The organism is Mycobacterium yunnanensis (assembly GCF_025823185.1).
Lineage (GTDB): Bacteria > Actinomycetota > Actinomycetes > Mycobacteriales > Mycobacteriaceae > Mycobacterium > Mycobacterium yunnanensis.
The window spans coordinates 711,930-727,687 of record NZ_JACKVK010000013.1 but is presented as its reverse complement, the minus strand read 5'-3'; the positions used below and the strand labels follow the sequence as shown (position 1 = coordinate 727,687).

Below are 15,758 nucleotides of genomic sequence, written 5' to 3'. Positions count from 1 at the left end.
TCGGTTCCGGCGAAGAAGGGCCGACCGTGAAGGTAACCGCCGACGCCCTGCACAGCTTCACCCCGACCGACGACGCCCTGGTGCTTGCGGCGGTCGACTCACCCGCCGAGGTCGAGATGCTCGACGACTGGCTGGCCGAGCAACGCGCGGCCCATCCCGACGCCCGCATCGAGGTGTTGCAGTTGCCCACCGACGGTGAGCCGCCGCCGGCGACTCTGGCCCGTCTCGTCGAGTTGCTCGACGTCGACGAGGACCGCTCGGTGGTGCCCGTGCGGGTCTTCTGGATCCCCGGCGGTCTGCCCACGCGCTCCAAGGTGGTCGCGCTGATCAGCGGCCGGGACACCTACCGGCCACCAAAGTTGTTGCAGCGCGGCATCCTCCGCAAGGATCCCAACCGCGCCCGTGTCGTGGCCGGCGAGCCGGCCAAGGTCTCCGAGCTACGCCAGCACTGGAGTGACACCACCGTCGCGGAGAACCCGCGCGACTTCGCGCACTTCGTCGTGCGCCGTGCGGCGCTGGCGATCGGCCGGGTCGAGTTGCGATTGCTCGGCCCGGAATACAAGTCGCCGCGGCTCATCAAGCCGGAGATGCTGGCCTCGACCCGTTTTCGGGAGGGGCTGGCCAAGATCCCCGGTGCGACGCTGGAGTCGGCGGGGGAGATGCTCGACGAACTCTCCACGGGGTGGAGCAGATTCTCCGTCGACCTGATCCCCACCCTCGGCCGCGCGATCTTCAGCCGGGGCTTCGACCCGAACATCGACTACGACCGCTACGAGATCGAGGCGATGCGGTCGGCGTTGGAGAACCACCCTGCGGTGCTGTTGTTCTCGCATCGTTCCTATCTCGACGGGGCGATCGTGCCCGTGGCGATGCAGGAGAACCGGCTGCCGCCGGTGTTCACCTTCGCCGGCATCAACCTCGCCTTCGGCGCGATGGGGCCGCTGATGCGCCGGTCGGGGGTCATCTTCATCCGTCGCAAGCTCGACGACCCCACCTACAAGTACGTACTCAAGGAGTTCGTCGGGTACATCGTCGAGAAGCGGTTCAACCTCAACTGGTCGATCGAGGGCACCCGGTCGCGAACCGGAAAGATGTTGCCGCCCAAGCTCGGTCTGCTGGCGTACGTGGCCGACGCCTACCTCGCCGGCCGCAGTGACGACATTCTGTTGCAACCGGTGTCGATCAGTTTCGACCAGCTGCACGAGACCGCCGAGTACGCCGCCTACGCCCGCGGCGGGGAGAAGACGCCCGAGAGTCTCTCCTGGCTCTACAACTTCATCAAGGCCCAGGGCGACCGCAACTACGGCAAGATCTACGTCCGTTTCCCCGAGGCCGTGTCGATGCGTGAGTATCTGGGCGAACCGCACGGTCACACCTCCGAGGACGAGGCCGCCAAGCGGTTGGCCATGCAGAAGATGGCATTCGAGGTGGCCTGGCGCATCCTGCGCGTGACCCCCATCAACGCCACCGGTCTGGTGTCGGCGGTCCTGCTCGCCACCAACGGCGTCGCACTCACGCTCGGCCAGTTGCACCACACGCTGCGCGACTCGCTGGACTACCTCGAGCGCAAGAAGACGCCGATGACCAACAGCGCCTTGCGGCTTCGCACCGACGAGGGCATCCGGGCGGCGGTCGACGCGCTGTCTGGCGGGCACCCGGTGACGCGCATCGACGGAGGCCGTGAGCCGGTCTGGCGCATCGCGCCGGAGGACGAACACGAGGCCGCCTTCTACCGCAACACCCTGAGCCATGCGTTCCTCGAGACGGCCATCGTCGAACTGGCGCTGGCGTTCTCGGCTCGCGCCGACGGCGACCGGCTCGAGGCATTCTGGTCGCAGGCGATGCGGCTGCGGGACCTGTTGAAGTTCGAGTTCTACTTCGCCGATTCGGCGGCCTTCCGCGACAACGTGGCCGAGGAGATGTCGTGGCATGACCGGACGCGAGGAGGAGAGGTCGTCTCAGGCTGGGAGCAGCACGTCGCCGCCGGCGGTGAGGAAGCCGACGCCATCCTGCGGGCCAAGCGGCCGCTGGTGGCCGGGGCGATCCTGCGGCCGTTCATCGAGGCCTACGAGATCGTCGCCGACGTGCTGCGCGGCACGCCGCCCGACATCGGGGAGAAGGACCTCACCACGCTGGCCCTCGGCGTCGGTGGTCAGTACATCGCGCAGCAGCGGGTCCGTAGCAACGAGTCGGTCTCGGCGCTGCTGTTCGCCACCGCCCGGCAGGTGATCGCCGACCAGAACCTGCTGGCGCCGGCAGCCGACCTGGAGGAGCGCCGGGCGGCGTTCCTGGCCGAGCTGCGCGGCATCCTCGGCGACATGAGCAAGGTCGAGGAGTTCTCGCGGGAGCAGTTCTTCGTCCGCGAGCTGGTCATGAGGGCCGACGGCGGCTGACCGCAGCGGGTGGAGCCAACTCCGCCGCGCGCCATACGCTGTTGGCATGACCACCACGGAGGCGCGGGCCGAGACCCGGACCAGCGCAGTGTGGCCGATCCTGCTCGGCGTCGGGGTGCTGGCCGGCGCCGTCGCCGCCGGCCTCGCTGCGCTGTCGTTGGCCGACGCGTTGACCGCGACCGGCCTGCCCGATCCCGGCCCCGTCACCAACTACGGGCTGCCCTTCGTCAGGGCCGCGGGCGAGATCGCGGCCGTCGTCGCCGTGGGGTCGTTCCTGCTGGCGGCGTTCCTGGTGCCGCCGCAGCGCACCGGCGTGCTCGACGCGTCGGGATACCGGGCGTTGCGGACGGGCGTCGTGGCCTCGGGTGTCTGGACGGTATGCGCGGCGCTGCTGGTGCCGCTGACCGTCTCCGACGTCACCGGGCAGCCGCTGACCAGCCGCTTGGACCCCAGCGCGATCTGGTCGGTGGCCGGCCTGATCGACGTGGCGGGTGCATGGCGCTGGACGGCGTTGCTGGCCGCGATCGTCACGGTGCTCGCCATCCCGGTGTTGCGCTGGTCGTGGACGCCGCTGTTGTGCGCGGGGGCATTGGTCACGCTGCTGCCGCTGGCCTTGACGGGGCACTCCTCGGCGGGCGGATCGCACGATCTCGGCACCAACAGCCTGTTCATCCATCTGATGGCCGGCGCGCTGTGGGCCGGCGGCCTGCTGGCGCTGCTGGTGCACGCGCTGCGCGGCGGTGAACACGCCCACCTGGCCGCCCGACGGTTCTCGGTGATCGCGCTGTGCTGCTTCGTCGCGATGGCCGTCTCGGGTGTGGTCAACGCGTTGGTACGCGTGCGCCTCGAGGACCTGTTTCACACGACGTACGGCTGGCTGTTGGTCGGCAAGGCGACCGCCCTGGTCGTGCTGGGCGTGCTCGGCTGGCAGCAGCGGCGCCGCGGCGTGGCGGAATTGCAGGCCAATCCGGACGGCCGGGGCGCGCTGATCCGGCTGTCGCTGATCGAGGCCGGGGTCTTCGGTGTGACGTTCGGCATCGCCGTCGCCCTTGGTCGCACGCCGCCACCCCCGCCTGCCGTCTTCAACCCGTCGGTGACGGCCGTGGAGATCGGGTACGACCTCGCCGGACCGCCGACCGTCGCACGGATCCTGTTCGACTGGCGCTTCGACCTGATCCTCGGCACGGCGGCCCTGGTCTTCGCCGGGCTGTACCTGGCCGGGGTGTGGCGGCTGCGCAAGCGTGGCGACGCGTGGCCGACCGGACGCATCGTGGCGTGGCTGTGCGGGTGCGCGGTGCTGCTGTTCGCCTCGTCGTCGGGCGTCGGCCGCTACATGCCCGCGATGTTCAGCATGCACATGGCCGCCCACATGCTGCTTTCGATGCTGGTGCCGGTGCTGCTGGTGCTCGGCGCACCCGTCACCCTGGCGTTGCGGGCGTTGCCCGCGGCGGGCGCAGACGGCGCCCCGGGACCGCGGGAGTGGCTGCTGGCCGCGTTGCACAGCCGGGTGTCCCGCGTGTTGACCAACCCCATCGTCGCCACCGTCATCTTCGTCTCGGGCTTCTACGGTCTGTACTTCGGCGGGATCTTCGACGTGGCCGTTACCAGCCACGCCGCGCACGTGGCGATGAACGTGCACTTCCTGGTGACCGGTTACCTGTTCTACTGGGTGGTGATCGGCGTGGACCCCACACCGCGGCCCATCCCGCCGATCGCGAAGCTCGCCGTGGTGTTCGCGTCGCTGCCGCTGCACGCCTTCTTCGGAGTCGTCCTGATGGGCACCAAGGCCGTGCTGGCGGGGGATTTCTACAAGTCGCTGCAGTTGCCGTGGCACACCGACCTGCTGGCCGATCAGCGCCTCGGCGGCGGCATCGCGTGGTCGGCAGGCGAAGTGCCCCTGGTCCTCGTCCTCATCGCGTTGCTCGTGCAATGGCGCCGCAGCGACCAGCGCACGGCCGTGCGACTGGACCGCGCCGCCGACCGCGACGACGACGCCGACCTCGCGGCGTACAACAACATGCTCGCCAAGCTTGCCAAGCTCGAGGATCGCTGAGTCCTTCCTCCACAGTCCCCGGTTCATCCACAGGGCGCCCCCTCGGTCGCCGCGGAGGACCGTCCGGCGTCGGCCTCCGGACGGTCAATGGTCTCGGGCAGCACGACAGGCGCTGCCCGGACCGAGAACCGATGAAGGGAAGCGCAATGTTCGAGACCCCGTTCCACATGGTCGGCACCATCGTCACCGACCCGATCCTGCGACGCGTCGGCGATCAGCAGGTGCTGAAGTTCCGCGTCGCGAGCAACTCTCGTCGCCGCACACCCGAGGGCGTCTGGGAGCCGGGCAACTCGCTGTTCGTCACCGTCAACTGCTGGGGCCAAGTGGTCGACGGCGTCAGCGGCGTCCTCATCAAGGGTGACCCGGTCGTCGTGGTGGGCACCGTCTACACCAGCGAGTACGACGACAAGGAGGGCAACCGACGCTCGTCGGTGGAGGTGCGCGCGTCGGCGGTCGGCCCCGACCTGACCCGCGCCACGGTGCGCATCGAACAGCGCAGGCGCACCGAGGAGGACGCCGAGTCCGGCGCCGAGTCGACCGCCGGGGAGGCCACGTCCGACGGTGACGAGGACGAGGCCTCGGGCAAGGCCGAGGATCGAGGCCTCCCACTGACGGCGTAGCCGCGAACCGCCGCGCCTAGGATGGTTGGCTGAGCGATACCCGCAGACCGGAAAGGCACTACCCACAGCATGGCTGAGTTCATCTACACGATGAAGAAGGTCCGCAAGGCGCACGGTGACAAGGTCATCCTGGACGACGTCACGCTGAACTTCCTCCCCGGAGCCAAGATCGGCGTCGTCGGTCCCAATGGCGCAGGCAAGTCGAGCGTCCTGAAGATCATGGCCGGTTTGGACAAGGCGAACAACGGAGACGCCTTCCTCGCCGCCGGCGCGACGGTCGGCATCCTCATGCAGGAGCCGCACCTCGACGAGTCGAAGACCGTTCGCGAGAACGTCGAGGAGGGCGTGCCCATCAAGGGCAAGCTCAACCGGTACAACGAGGTGGCCGAGCTGATGGCCACCGACTACACCGACGAGCTCATGGAGGAGATGGGCGTCCTGCAGGAGGAGCTCGACGCCGCCGACGCCTGGGACATCGACTCACAACTCGAGCAGGCGATGGACGCGTTGCGTTGCCCGCCCCCCGACGAGCCGGTGACCCACCTCTCCGGCGGCGAGAAGCGCCGGGTGGCGCTGTGCAAGCTGCTGCTGTCCAAGCCGGACCTGCTCCTGCTCGACGAGCCCACCAACCACCTGGACGCCGAAAGCGTGTTGTGGCTCGAGCAGCATCTGGCGGCCTATGCGGGCGCCATCCTGGCCGTCACCCACGACCGGTACTTCCTCGACAACGTGGCCGAGTGGATCCTCGAACTGGACCGTGGCCGGGCCTACCCGTACGAGGGCAACTACTCGACCTACCTCGAGAAGAAGGCCGAACGCCTCGAAGTTGCAGGCAAGAAGGACCAGAAGCTCCAGAAGCGTCTCAAGGAGGAGCTGGCCTGGGTGCGCTCGGGAGCCAAGGCCCGCCAAGCCAAGAACAAGGCGCGCCTGGGTCGCTACGAGGAGATGGTCGCCGAGGCGGAGAAGACCCGCAAGCTCGACTTCGAGGAGATCCAGATCCCGACGGGCCCGCGTCTGGGCAACACCGTCGTGGAGGTCGAGCATCTCGACAAGGGCTTCGACGGCCGGATCCTCATCAAGGACCTGTCCTTCACGTTGCCGCGCAACGGCATCGTCGGCGTCATCGGTCCCAACGGCGTCGGCAAGACCACGTTGTTCAAGACCATCGTCGGCCTCGAGGAGCCCGACAGCGGCATCGTCAAGGTCGGCGAGACCGTCAAGCTCAGCTACGTCGACCAGAACCGCGGCGGCATCGACCCGAAGAAGAACGTCTGGGAGGTCGTCTCCGACGGACTGGACTACATCGAGGTCGGTCAGAACGAGGTGCCCTCACGCGCATACGTCTCGGCGTTCGGCTTCAAGGGCCCCGATCAGCAGAAGCCGGCCGGCGTGCTCTCCGGTGGTGAGCGCAACCGTCTCAACCTCGCGTTGACCCTCAAGGAGGGTGGCAACCTCATCCTGCTCGACGAGCCGACCAACGACCTCGACGTCGAGACCCTCAGCTCGCTGGAGAACGCCCTGCAGCAGTTCCCCGGATGCGCCGTGGTCATCTCGCACGACCGCTGGTTCCTCGACCGTACCTGCACGCACATCCTGGCGTGGGAGGGCGACGTCGACAACGAGGCCAAGTGGTTCTGGTTCGAAGGCAACTTCGGTGGCTACGAGGAGAACAAGCTGGCGCGGTTGGGCGCGGATGCGGCTCGCCCGCACCGGGTCACGCACCGCAGGCTCACCCGCGATTGATCTGTCCGGGTTGAGCCGCGGTGGCACCGGGGGCCACTAGTGTCACTTCCGCGGGCCACTGAACCGCGCTGCGGGCGTCATCGCGTGACGACCGTGCGGCGGTCTCATCCAACGGCGGACGGCACGCGCGCGTGAGGTAGGAGCGATCGGTATGACGACGGTGAATCCTGGGGTTCCAGGACGGCAGCGCATTGACGAGACCGCAGACGACGGTCGCAACGGTGCCTCCGACGACGACGTCACCAGGGCCTATCTCGCGAGTCACCAAGGCCCGCACGGTGACGCACCCGTCGCCGCCGACGCCGCGTCGACGATGCCGGTCGACGCCTCGGGGCGCATCGTGTCCGCGGCGCTGCTGGCCGCCCACCGCGCGGTCGGGCAGCAGCGCGCCACCGGTGACACCAAGGTGGCGGTGCATGCCGCCGACGCCACCGACGGGGTGGGCCCGGCCATCCAGATCGTCACCGATCACACCGCGATGCTCACCGACACCGTGACCGTGCTGCTGCACCGGCTCGGCGTCGCCTACACCGCCATCATGAATCCGGTGTTCCGAGTCCGTCGAGATCCAGCCGGGGGACTCGTGGACGTCCACCCGGCCAACGCACCCGACGCGCCACGGGACGGCGTGGACGAAGCGTGGATTCACGTCCAGCTCGCGCCGACGGCGGACCCCAAGGCCGTCGCCGAAGCCGTCGCCCTGCTGCCCAACGTGCTCGGCGACGCCCGGCAGGTGGCGATCGACGAGGCGGCGCTGGACGCCGCGTTGGTCGTGCTGGCCAGCCAGTTGGACTCCGACCGCGACGGGCACTTCCCGTCCTATGACCGTCGAGACGTGGCCGCGTTGCTGCGCTGGCTGGCCGACGGCCACTTCGTGCTGCTGGGCTACCAGCGGTGTTCGGTCCGCGACGGGGAAGCCACCGTCGACCCCGCCAGCCGGCTCGGTGTCCTGCGGTTGCGGACCGACGCCTTCCCTCAGCTCACCGGGCAGGACGACCTGCTGGTGCTGGCCCAGGCGACCATGCCGAGCTACCTGCGCTACGGTGCGCACCCCTACATCGTGGTGGTCCGCGAGATCTTGCCCGGGCAGAGCACGGCGATCGAGCACCGCTTCGTCGGGTTGTTCACCGTCGCCGCGTCCAACGCCAACGTGCTGGAGATACCGCTGATCTCGCGCCGCGTCCGCGAGGCGCTGGCGCTGTCACACGGCGACAACAGCCACCCGGCGCCGTTGACCCTCGACATCATCCAGACCATCCCGCGGTCGGAGTTGTTCTCGCTGAGCGCCCAGCAGCTGCTCGACATGGCCAACGCCGTGGTCGACCTGGGCTCGCGGCGCCGGGCGCTGCTGTTCCTGCGCACCGACCAGCTCTCGCACTTCGTGTCCTGCCTGGTGTACCTGCCGCGCGACCGGTACACCACGGTCGTGCGCCTGGAGATGCAGGACATCCTGGTCCGAGAGCTCGGCGGCGAGAGTCTCGAGTACACCGCGCGGGTCAGCGAATCGCCGTGGGCCGTCGTGCACTTCACCGTCCGGCTGCCCGACGGCAGCAAGCCCGAGGACGTGGACGTCTCGTTGGAGGCCGAGACCAGGATTCAGAACCTGCTGACCGAGGCCGCCCGTACCTGGGGTGACCGGCTGATGGGCGCGGTTCCCACCGGAGCCATCTCCCGCGCCGACGCCGAGCACTACTCGGTGGCCTTCCCCGAGGTGTATCGGCAGGCCTTCAGCCCCGCCGACGCGATCGGCGACATCGCGATCATCGAAGAGCTGCACGACGATTCGGTCAAGCTCGTCTTCGCCGACGGCGGCGAGGGCCAGCCTGCCAACCTGACGTGGTACCTCGCGGGCCGGTCGGCCTCGCTGAGCGTGCTTCTGCCCATGCTGCAGTGCATGGGCGTCGTGGTGCTCGAGGAACGCCCGTTCTACGTCACCCGCGCCGACGGCATGCCGGTGTGGATCTACCAGTTCAAGATCTCCCCGCAGAAGTCCATCCGCGAAGAGGACGATCCTGCCGACCGCGAGGCCACCGCGACGCGGTTCGCCGACACCGTCACCGCCATCTGGTACGGCAGGGTGGAGATCGACCGCTTCAACGAGCTGGTGATGCGCGCCGGTCTCACCTGGCAGCAGGTCACCGTGCTGCGTGCCTACGCAAAGTACTTGCGACAGGCCGGTTTTCCGTACAGCCAGTCCCACATCGAGACCGTCGTCAACGACAACCCGCATACGGCGGCGGCACTGGTACGGCTGTTCGAGGCGCTGTTCGACCCGTCGGACTCCGACACCCGCCCCGACGCCCAAGCCGCCGCGGCTGCGGTCGCGGCAGGCATCGACGCCCTGGTGAGCCTCGACACCGACCGGGTACTGCGGGCGTTCGCGTCGATGATCCAGGCGACGCTGCGCACCAACTACTTCGTCACCAGCCCGGAGTCGGCGCGCAGCCAGGACGTGCTGTCGGTCAAGGTGAACCCCGGCTTGATCGACGAATTGCCCCTTCCGCGACCGCGATACGAGATCTTCGTGTACTCGCCACGGGTCGAGGGCGTGCACCTCCGGTTTGGCAACGTCGCCCGCGGCGGGCTGCGGTGGTCGGACCGTCGCGAGGACTTCCGCACCGAGATCCTCGGGCTGGTGAAGGCGCAGGCCGTCAAGAACGCCGTCATCGTGCCGGTCGGCGCAAAGGGTGGCTTCGTGGTGAAGAGTCCGCCGACGCCCACCGGTGACGCCGCCGCCGACCGCGACGCCTACCGCGACGAGGGCGTGGCCTGCTACCGGCTGTTCATCTCCGGCCTGCTCGACGTCACCGACAACGTCGACACCGCGACCGGGGCCGTCACCACGCCCGCAGGCGTCGTGCGCCGCGACGGGGACGACGCCTACCTCGTCGTCGCCGCCGACAAGGGCACCGCCACGTTCTCCGACATCGCCAACGACGTCGCCAAGTCCTACGGTTTCTGGCTCGGTGACGCCTTCGCCTCCGGCGGCTCGGTCGGCTACGACCACAAGGCCATGGGCATCACGGCCAAGGGCGCGTGGGAATCGGTGAAGCGGCACTTCCGCGAGATGGGCGTCGACACCCAGTCCCACGACTTCACGGTGGTCGGTGTCGGTGACATGAGCGGTGACGTGTTCGGCAACGGCATGTTGCTGTCCAAGCACATTCGGCTCGTCGCCGCGTTCGACCACCGCCACGTGTTCCTCGACCCCAACCCCGACGCGGCGGCGTCGTGGGCCGAGCGGGAGCGGATGTTCCGCCTGTCCCGTTCCAGTTGGGACGACTACGACCGCAGTCTGATCAGCACCGGCGGCGGCGTGTACAGCAGGGAACACAAGTCGATTCCGATCAGCGCAGAGGTCAGGGCGGCGCTGGGCCTCGACGACGACGTCGAGGAGATGACGCCGCCCGCCCTGATGAAGGCCATCCTGCAGGCTCCGGTCGACCTGTTCTGGAACGGCGGCATCGGCACCTACGTCAAGGCCGAATCCGAGTCCGACGCCGACGTCGGCGACCGTGCCAACGACGCGGTCCGCGTGAACGCCAACCAGATGCGCGCCAGGGTGATCGGTGAAGGCGGCAACCTCGGGGTGACCCAGCGCGGCCGCATCGAGTTCGAACTCAACGGCGGCCACGTCAACACCGATGCGCTCGACAACTCCGCAGGCGTCGACTGCTCCGACCACGAGGTCAACATCAAGATCCTCGTCGACTCGCTGGTCACCGGCGGGCAGGTCAGCGCCGAGGAGCGCACCCCGCTGCTGATGTCGATGACCGACGAAGTCGGGGCATTGGTGTTGCAGGACAACGCCGCTCAGAACGACCTGATGGGCACCAGCCGGGCCAATGCGCCCGGCCTGCTCACCGTGCACGCCAGGCAGATCAGGGCGCTGGCCGCCGAGCGTGGCCTCAACCGCGAATTGGAGGCGCTGCCCACCGACAAGGAGATCCGCCGTCGCGTCGAGGCGGGTCTGGGGCTCACCTCACCGGAGCTGTCCACGCTGATGGCGTACGTCAAGCTGGCGCTCAAGGACGAGCTGCTCGGCAGCGAGCTGCCCGATCAGGAGGTGTTCGCCGCCCGCCTGCCCGACTACTTCCCGCATCAGCTGCGCGACCGCTTCGGCTCCGAGATCCGTACCCACCAGCTCCGGCGGGAGATCGTCACGACGATGCTCGTCAACGACCTCGTCGACACGGCCGGAATCAGCTACGCCTACCGCGTGGCCGAGGACGTCGGCGTCGGCCCGGTCGACGCGGTCCGCGCCTACGTCGCGACCGACGAGATCTTCAAGGTCGGCGACGTGTGGCGCCAGATCAGGGCCGCGGGTGACGCCGGGGTTCCGGTCGCGGTCACCGACCGGATGACCCTCGACTTGCGCCGCTTGATCGACCGGGCGGGCCGGTGGTTGCTCAACAACCGGCCCCAGCCGCTCGCCGTCGGCGCCGAGGTCAACAGGTTCGCCGCCAAGGTGGCCGCGTTGACCCCCCGGATGTCGGAGTGGCTGCGCGGCCTCGACAAGGCCATCGTGGCCAAGGACTCCGGAGAGTTCATGGCCGAGGGCGTCGACGAGGGTCTGGCGACGATGGTGGCGACGGGGCTCTACCAGTACAGCTTGCTCGACATCATCGACATCTCCGACATCGTCGAACGTGACGCTGCCGAGGTGGCCGACACCTACTTCGCGATGATGGACCATCTGAGCGCCGACGGGTTGCTCACCGCCGTGTCCCGGCTGGCTCGGGATGATCGCTGGCATTCGTTGGCGCGCTTGGCGATTCGGGACGACATCTACGGATCGCTGCGGGCGTTGTGCTTCGACGTGCTGGCCGTCGGCGAGCCCGACGAGACCGGTGAGCAGAAGATCGAGGAGTGGGAGTTGTCCAACAGCTCCCGGGTGGCCCGGGCCCGCCGCACGCTCAGCGAGATCTACGACGACGGCGCCGAGGACCTCGCCACGCTGTCGGTGGCGGCACGTCAGATTCGCAGCATGACCAGGACCAGCGGAACGGGAACGACCGGGTGACCGACCAGCCAGAATCCACGCCCCGCTTCACGACACCGGTCCCGGTGCGATGGTCCGACATCGACATGTACCAGCACGTCAACCACGGCACCATGGTGACGATCCTCGAAGAGGCGCGCGTGCCGTTCCTCATCGAACCGTTCGCCGACGACTTCGACACGATCGGGTTGCTGATCGCCGAGGTGCGCGTGATCTACAAGGGGCAGCTGCGGCTCGCGGATTCTCCTCTGCAGGTGACCATTTGGGTCAAACGGCTGCGGGCCGTCGACTTCACCCTGGGCTACGAGGTGCGGTCGGCGCTGGCCGACCCGGACTCCAAGCCGGCGGTGATCGGCGAGTCGCAACTGGCCGCGTTCCACATCGAGGAACAACGCCTGGTGCGGTTGGCGCCGCATCACCGGGACTACCTGCAGCGCTACTTGCGATGAGCGCTCGCGCGAAGAGCAGAGTGTGGCGATGAGCGCTCGCGCGAAGAGCAGAGTGTGGCGATGAGCGCTCGCGCGAAGAGCAGAGTGTCCCGATGAGCACCGGCGAACGCGGACTCTGGCTCGACGACGCCGCCCATCGGGAAGACCTGGCGACATTCGTCGACCGGGCCATCCGACTCGACGACGCCAGCGTCATCCGGCTGCGACAGCGCGGTGACCACCAGATCGTCGCTTGGCTGGCAACGGGTTTCGACGTGCTGGCCAGCCGCGTCGTCGGCGGCCGGGTGGTGCCCGCGGACTTGTCCGTCGGCGCGGACGCGCTCGCGGCGGCCCTGGCGTCGGCCGACCGCTCGGGCGTGGTGGACCCCGGCTTTGCGATGGACTCGGCCTGGCGCGGGATGCTGCCGCCGGAATCCGGTTTCGTCCACCTCGACGACGTGCCAGCCCGCGTCGTGCTCGACCTCGCCCAGCGTGGCGTCGCGTTGGCCAAGGAGCACGGCAGCGCGCACGGTCCGCCGGCCTCGCTGCTGGACCAGGAGGTCGTGGAGGTCAGCTCCGGCGACGTCGGGGTCGGCATCCCGATGCGGTGCGTCTTCGCCTTGACGGCAATGGGTTTCCTGCCGCAGGCGTCGACCACCGACCAGTTCGCCCCCGAGTCGGTCGCAGCGGAGGAAGTGGTGCGCGTCCGCGTGCTCCCGACGTGGTTGCGCGTCGACGCGCGCTTCGGCACGGTCTACCGTCGCCGTGGCGACCCTGCCGTGGTCTTGCGTTAGAGCGGCTAGAACGGCGAGTTGACCATCGACTGTGCGGCCATCTCGAGGTAGTTCAACAGCACTTGGCGGTGCGCCTCGTCGAGGGTGCGATCGTCGACCTGGGCGACGGCGGTGTGCATGCAGCGCAGCCAGGCGTCGCGCTCGATCGGGCCGACCTTGAACGGTGCGTGCCGCATGCGCAGCCGGGGATGACCCCGTAGGTCGGAGTACGTCCGCGGCCCGCCCCAGTACTGCTCCAGGAACATTCGCAGCCGCTCCTCGGCCCCGTCGAGGTCGTCCTCCGGGTACAGCGGACGCAGGATCTCGTCCTCGCGGACGAGTTGGTAGAACGTCGACGTGATGGTCCGGAACGTCTCGGCTCCGCCGACTTCGTCGTAGAACGACGTGGGTTGTTCCGTCACGCCTGCCATTGTCCCTTCCCGGGTGCGGGGAGGCGGCGACGGGTGACCACCGGCGGGCAGGAGCGAAGCGACCGGGGGGACCACGCAGCCCTCGTCACCGGATGTTCATCGGAGTGACCTGCGGACACAGCCCAAATTGTCGTGCGACGGGCACCAATCCGTGATGCACTATCACTCGGAGGGCCCATGTCGCAGCGAAAGAAGAGCCGCGGGCACCTGACCGCGGCGAGTTCACCTGGCGCATCGGTGCTTGCTGCGCAGCCCCTCCACGGAGTCGACGAGCGTCCTCCCGGCGCCGACGGCGGGGTGTGGGGTCGTCGACGGGTGCTGCTGCTCAACTCGACCTACGAACCGTTGGCGGCACTGCCGGCCCGGCGTGCGGTGGTCATGTTGTTGTGTGGCAAGGCCGACGTGGTGCACGCCGACCCCGGTGGTCCGGTGATCCACTCCGCGACCCGGGCAATCGCGGTGCCCTCGGTGATCCGCCTTCGCTCCTTCGTCCGGGTGCCGTACCGCGCGCGCGTTCCGATGACCAGGGCGGCCCTCATGCATCGGGACCGGTTTCGGTGCGCGTACTGCGGATCGAAGGCCGACACGGTCGACCACGTGGTTCCGCGCAGTCGTGGCGGTGCGCACTCGTGGGAGAACTGCGTGGCGGCCTGCGCGGGCTGCAATCATCGCAAGGCCGACCGGCTGCTGTCCGAACTGGGCTGGACGCTACGAGCGACACCCCTGCCGCCCAAGGGTCAGCACTGGCGTCTGCTGTCCTCCATCAAGGAACTCGATCCGGCGTGGGTGAGATACCTCGGCGAGGGAGCGGCCTGAGTGAGCATCCCCGATGGGTGTTGAGATACGGTTTGCGGTGTGAGCACAGCACTGACGCACTCGCTGCTTGGCGGGGTCCCGCTGCTTCTGGCCCTAATTCTCGCTGCCTTGATCTTCAGGCGCAAGGGCCCGCACCCGGCGACGTACGAGTTGACCGACGAGTGGACCCACGAGCCAATCCTGTGGGCCGCCGACGAACCGGCCGACCACGGCCACGGATCGCATCTGACGGTGGGAGGTGGCGCAAGTGGCAAGTGGTAGCGATCATTCGACCGAGGTCGCCAAGCGCGAGTCGGACGTACTGCCCTACGGCTACGCCTACACGGCCAGCGGGCGCATCTCCGGCGTCACCGAGCCCGGCGAGCTGTCGGTCCACTACCCGTTCCCAGTCAAGGACCTCGTCGTGCTCGACGACGCCCTGAAGTACGGATCGCGGGCGGCCAAGGCCCGCTTCGCCGTCTACGTGGGTGGGCTCGGCGCCGACACCGCGGCCACTGCGCGCGAGATCCTGGCCAAGGTGCCCACGCCGGACAACGCGGTGCTCCTGGCCGTGTCCCCGAACCAGAAGGCCATCGAAGTGGTCTACGGGTCGGAGGTGAAGGGCCGCGGCATCGAGGAGGCGGCTCCGCTTGGCGTCTCGGCAGCCGCCGCGTCGTTCCGCGAGGGCAACCTCGTCGACGGGCTGATCAGTGCCGTGCGCGTGCTCAGCGCCGGCGTCTCGCCTCGCTAGACACTCAGAAGACGACGAAGCCGGTGACCCTTCGGTCACCGGCTTCGTCGTCGTGTTCGGATCAGTTGTTCTCGTCGTGCCGCTGGGCGATGGCCAGCAGTTCTTCGCGCACCGTCGAATCGGGCAGCGCGTTGATGCGGGCGTAGAGGCGACGTCGGTTCATCGAGCGCGTCAGATCGGCGCGCAGGCGGGGGAACGGCATGCTGGTACTCCTAGATTGTGCCCTGGATCACAGGGCAGGGATTGCTGTCAGGTCGCCAACACGGGATCGCCCGCTGGCAGACCCCTCAATGGTCCCTTGTTACATCCAGGTAAATCAAGCTCTGACGTGTGATTTCGAGCTCATCGACCACCGTCGCCGGGCGTGGCGGGGCGCGACGACGGACCTACCTCGGAGCGGCGTCGACCGAGCTAGAGTTTGCTGACGCCTCGAGCAGTTCGGCTCTGATGCCGACGTAGCGTTCGAGGAACGCGCGCTCGTCGAGGCGCTTGCGCCGCATCCAGGCGGTCACCTCGTCGTTGCACTTGCTGGCGTTGCATGCCGCGCAGGCGGGCACCACGTTGTCCAACGTGTAGCGCCCGCCGCGCGAGATGGCCATGACGCAGTCGCGCTGCAGCGGCCGGTCCGACGCGCCGCAGTACGCGCACCCGCCCCACAGCGCCCTGATCGCCGTCCACTCCTGCGTCGTCAGGTCGTTCTGCGCGCCGTCCATCCGACGCTTGCGCCTGCGGGCAGCCCGCGCCCGGCGACTGTTCGACGCGACCATGG

The 15,758-nt window shown here is 68.5% G+C and carries 13 protein-coding genes; 10 read left to right on the top strand and 3 right to left on the bottom strand.

All coding sequences use genetic code 11. The features are described 5' to 3' along the window. Positions 1-26 precede the first annotated feature (26 nt). The 7 genes from H7K45_RS27100 to H7K45_RS27070 all read left to right on the top strand — a co-directional run bounded on the left by H7K45_RS27100 (position 27) and on the right by H7K45_RS27070 (position 13,033). Positions 27-2,393: a glycerol-3-phosphate 1-O-acyltransferase gene (locus H7K45_RS27100; RefSeq protein ID WP_263999182.1), complete on the top strand. Its 2,367-nt coding sequence runs from the start codon at positions 27-29 to the stop codon at positions 2,391-2,393. Positions 2,394-2,439: 46 nt separating this feature from the next. After that, entirely contained in the window at positions 2,440-4,446 is a 2,007-nt protein-coding gene (locus H7K45_RS27095; RefSeq protein ID WP_263999181.1) for a bifunctional copper resistance protein CopD/cytochrome c oxidase assembly protein, read from the top strand. Between the two features lie 146 nt (positions 4,447-4,592). Further along, complete coding sequence (gene ssb / locus H7K45_RS27090; RefSeq protein WP_263999180.1) at positions 4,593-5,066, top strand: single-stranded DNA-binding protein; 474 nt, start codon at positions 4,593-4,595, stop codon at positions 5,064-5,066. Between the two features lie 69 nt (positions 5,067-5,135). After that, complete coding sequence (ettA, locus tag H7K45_RS27085; RefSeq protein WP_263999179.1) at positions 5,136-6,809, top strand: energy-dependent translational throttle protein EttA; 1,674 nt, start codon at positions 5,136-5,138, stop codon at positions 6,807-6,809. Between the two features lie 151 nt (positions 6,810-6,960). Further along, a complete protein-coding gene (locus H7K45_RS27080; RefSeq protein ID WP_263999178.1) occupies positions 6,961-11,832 on the top strand; it encodes an NAD-glutamate dehydrogenase in 4,872 nt (1,623 codons plus the stop codon). Further along, a complete protein-coding gene (locus H7K45_RS27075; protein ID WP_263999177.1) occupies positions 11,829-12,260 on the top strand; it encodes an acyl-CoA thioesterase in 432 nt (143 codons plus the stop codon). The genes H7K45_RS27080 and H7K45_RS27075 overlap by 4 nt, the downstream gene beginning before the upstream one ends. Before the next feature lie 92 nt (positions 12,261-12,352). Next, positions 12,353-13,033, top strand: coding sequence for a DUF8010 domain-containing protein (locus H7K45_RS27070; protein WP_263999176.1), 681 nt, complete (start codon positions 12,353-12,355; stop codon positions 13,031-13,033). A gap of 5 nt (positions 13,034-13,038) precedes the next feature. On the opposite strand, the gene H7K45_RS27065 is transcribed toward H7K45_RS27070, so the two are convergent. Then, positions 13,039-13,443, bottom strand: coding sequence for a globin (locus H7K45_RS27065; protein WP_263999174.1), 405 nt, complete (start codon positions 13,441-13,443; stop codon positions 13,039-13,041). 177 nt (positions 13,444-13,620) lie between these two features. Here H7K45_RS27065 and H7K45_RS27060 point away from each other — a divergent pair, with 177 nt between their 5' ends. From H7K45_RS27060 to H7K45_RS27050, 3 genes are read left to right on the top strand one after another with little or no spacing between them, the layout of a single operon-like run. Beyond that, on the top strand, positions 13,621-14,259 hold the full coding sequence (locus H7K45_RS27060) for an HNH endonuclease (RefSeq protein ID WP_263999173.1): 639 nt from the start codon (positions 13,621-13,623) through the stop codon (positions 14,257-14,259). Positions 14,260-14,298: 39 nt separating this feature from the next. Next, a complete protein-coding gene (ctaJ, locus tag H7K45_RS27055) occupies positions 14,299-14,520 on the top strand; it encodes an aa3-type cytochrome oxidase subunit CtaJ (RefSeq protein WP_263999172.1) in 222 nt (73 codons plus the stop codon). Beyond that, positions 14,507-14,989, top strand: a complete 483-nt coding sequence (locus H7K45_RS27050; protein ID WP_263999170.1) for a DUF5130 domain-containing protein — start codon at positions 14,507-14,509, stop codon at positions 14,987-14,989. The genes ctaJ and H7K45_RS27050 overlap by 14 nt, the downstream gene beginning before the upstream one ends. 61 nt (positions 14,990-15,050) lie before the next feature. Here the strand turns inward: H7K45_RS27050 and H7K45_RS27045 are convergent, their stop codons facing one another. Further along, the gene (locus tag H7K45_RS27045; RefSeq protein ID WP_263999168.1) at positions 15,051-15,191 is read right to left on the bottom strand and encodes a hypothetical protein; all 141 of its coding nucleotides are present in this window, start codon (positions 15,189-15,191) and stop codon (positions 15,051-15,053) included. Positions 15,192-15,375: 184 nt separating this feature from the next. Then, entirely contained in the window at positions 15,376-15,756 is a 381-nt protein-coding gene (locus H7K45_RS27040; RefSeq protein ID WP_263999167.1) for an HNH endonuclease, read from the bottom strand. Between the last annotated feature and the right edge of the window lie 2 nt (positions 15,757-15,758).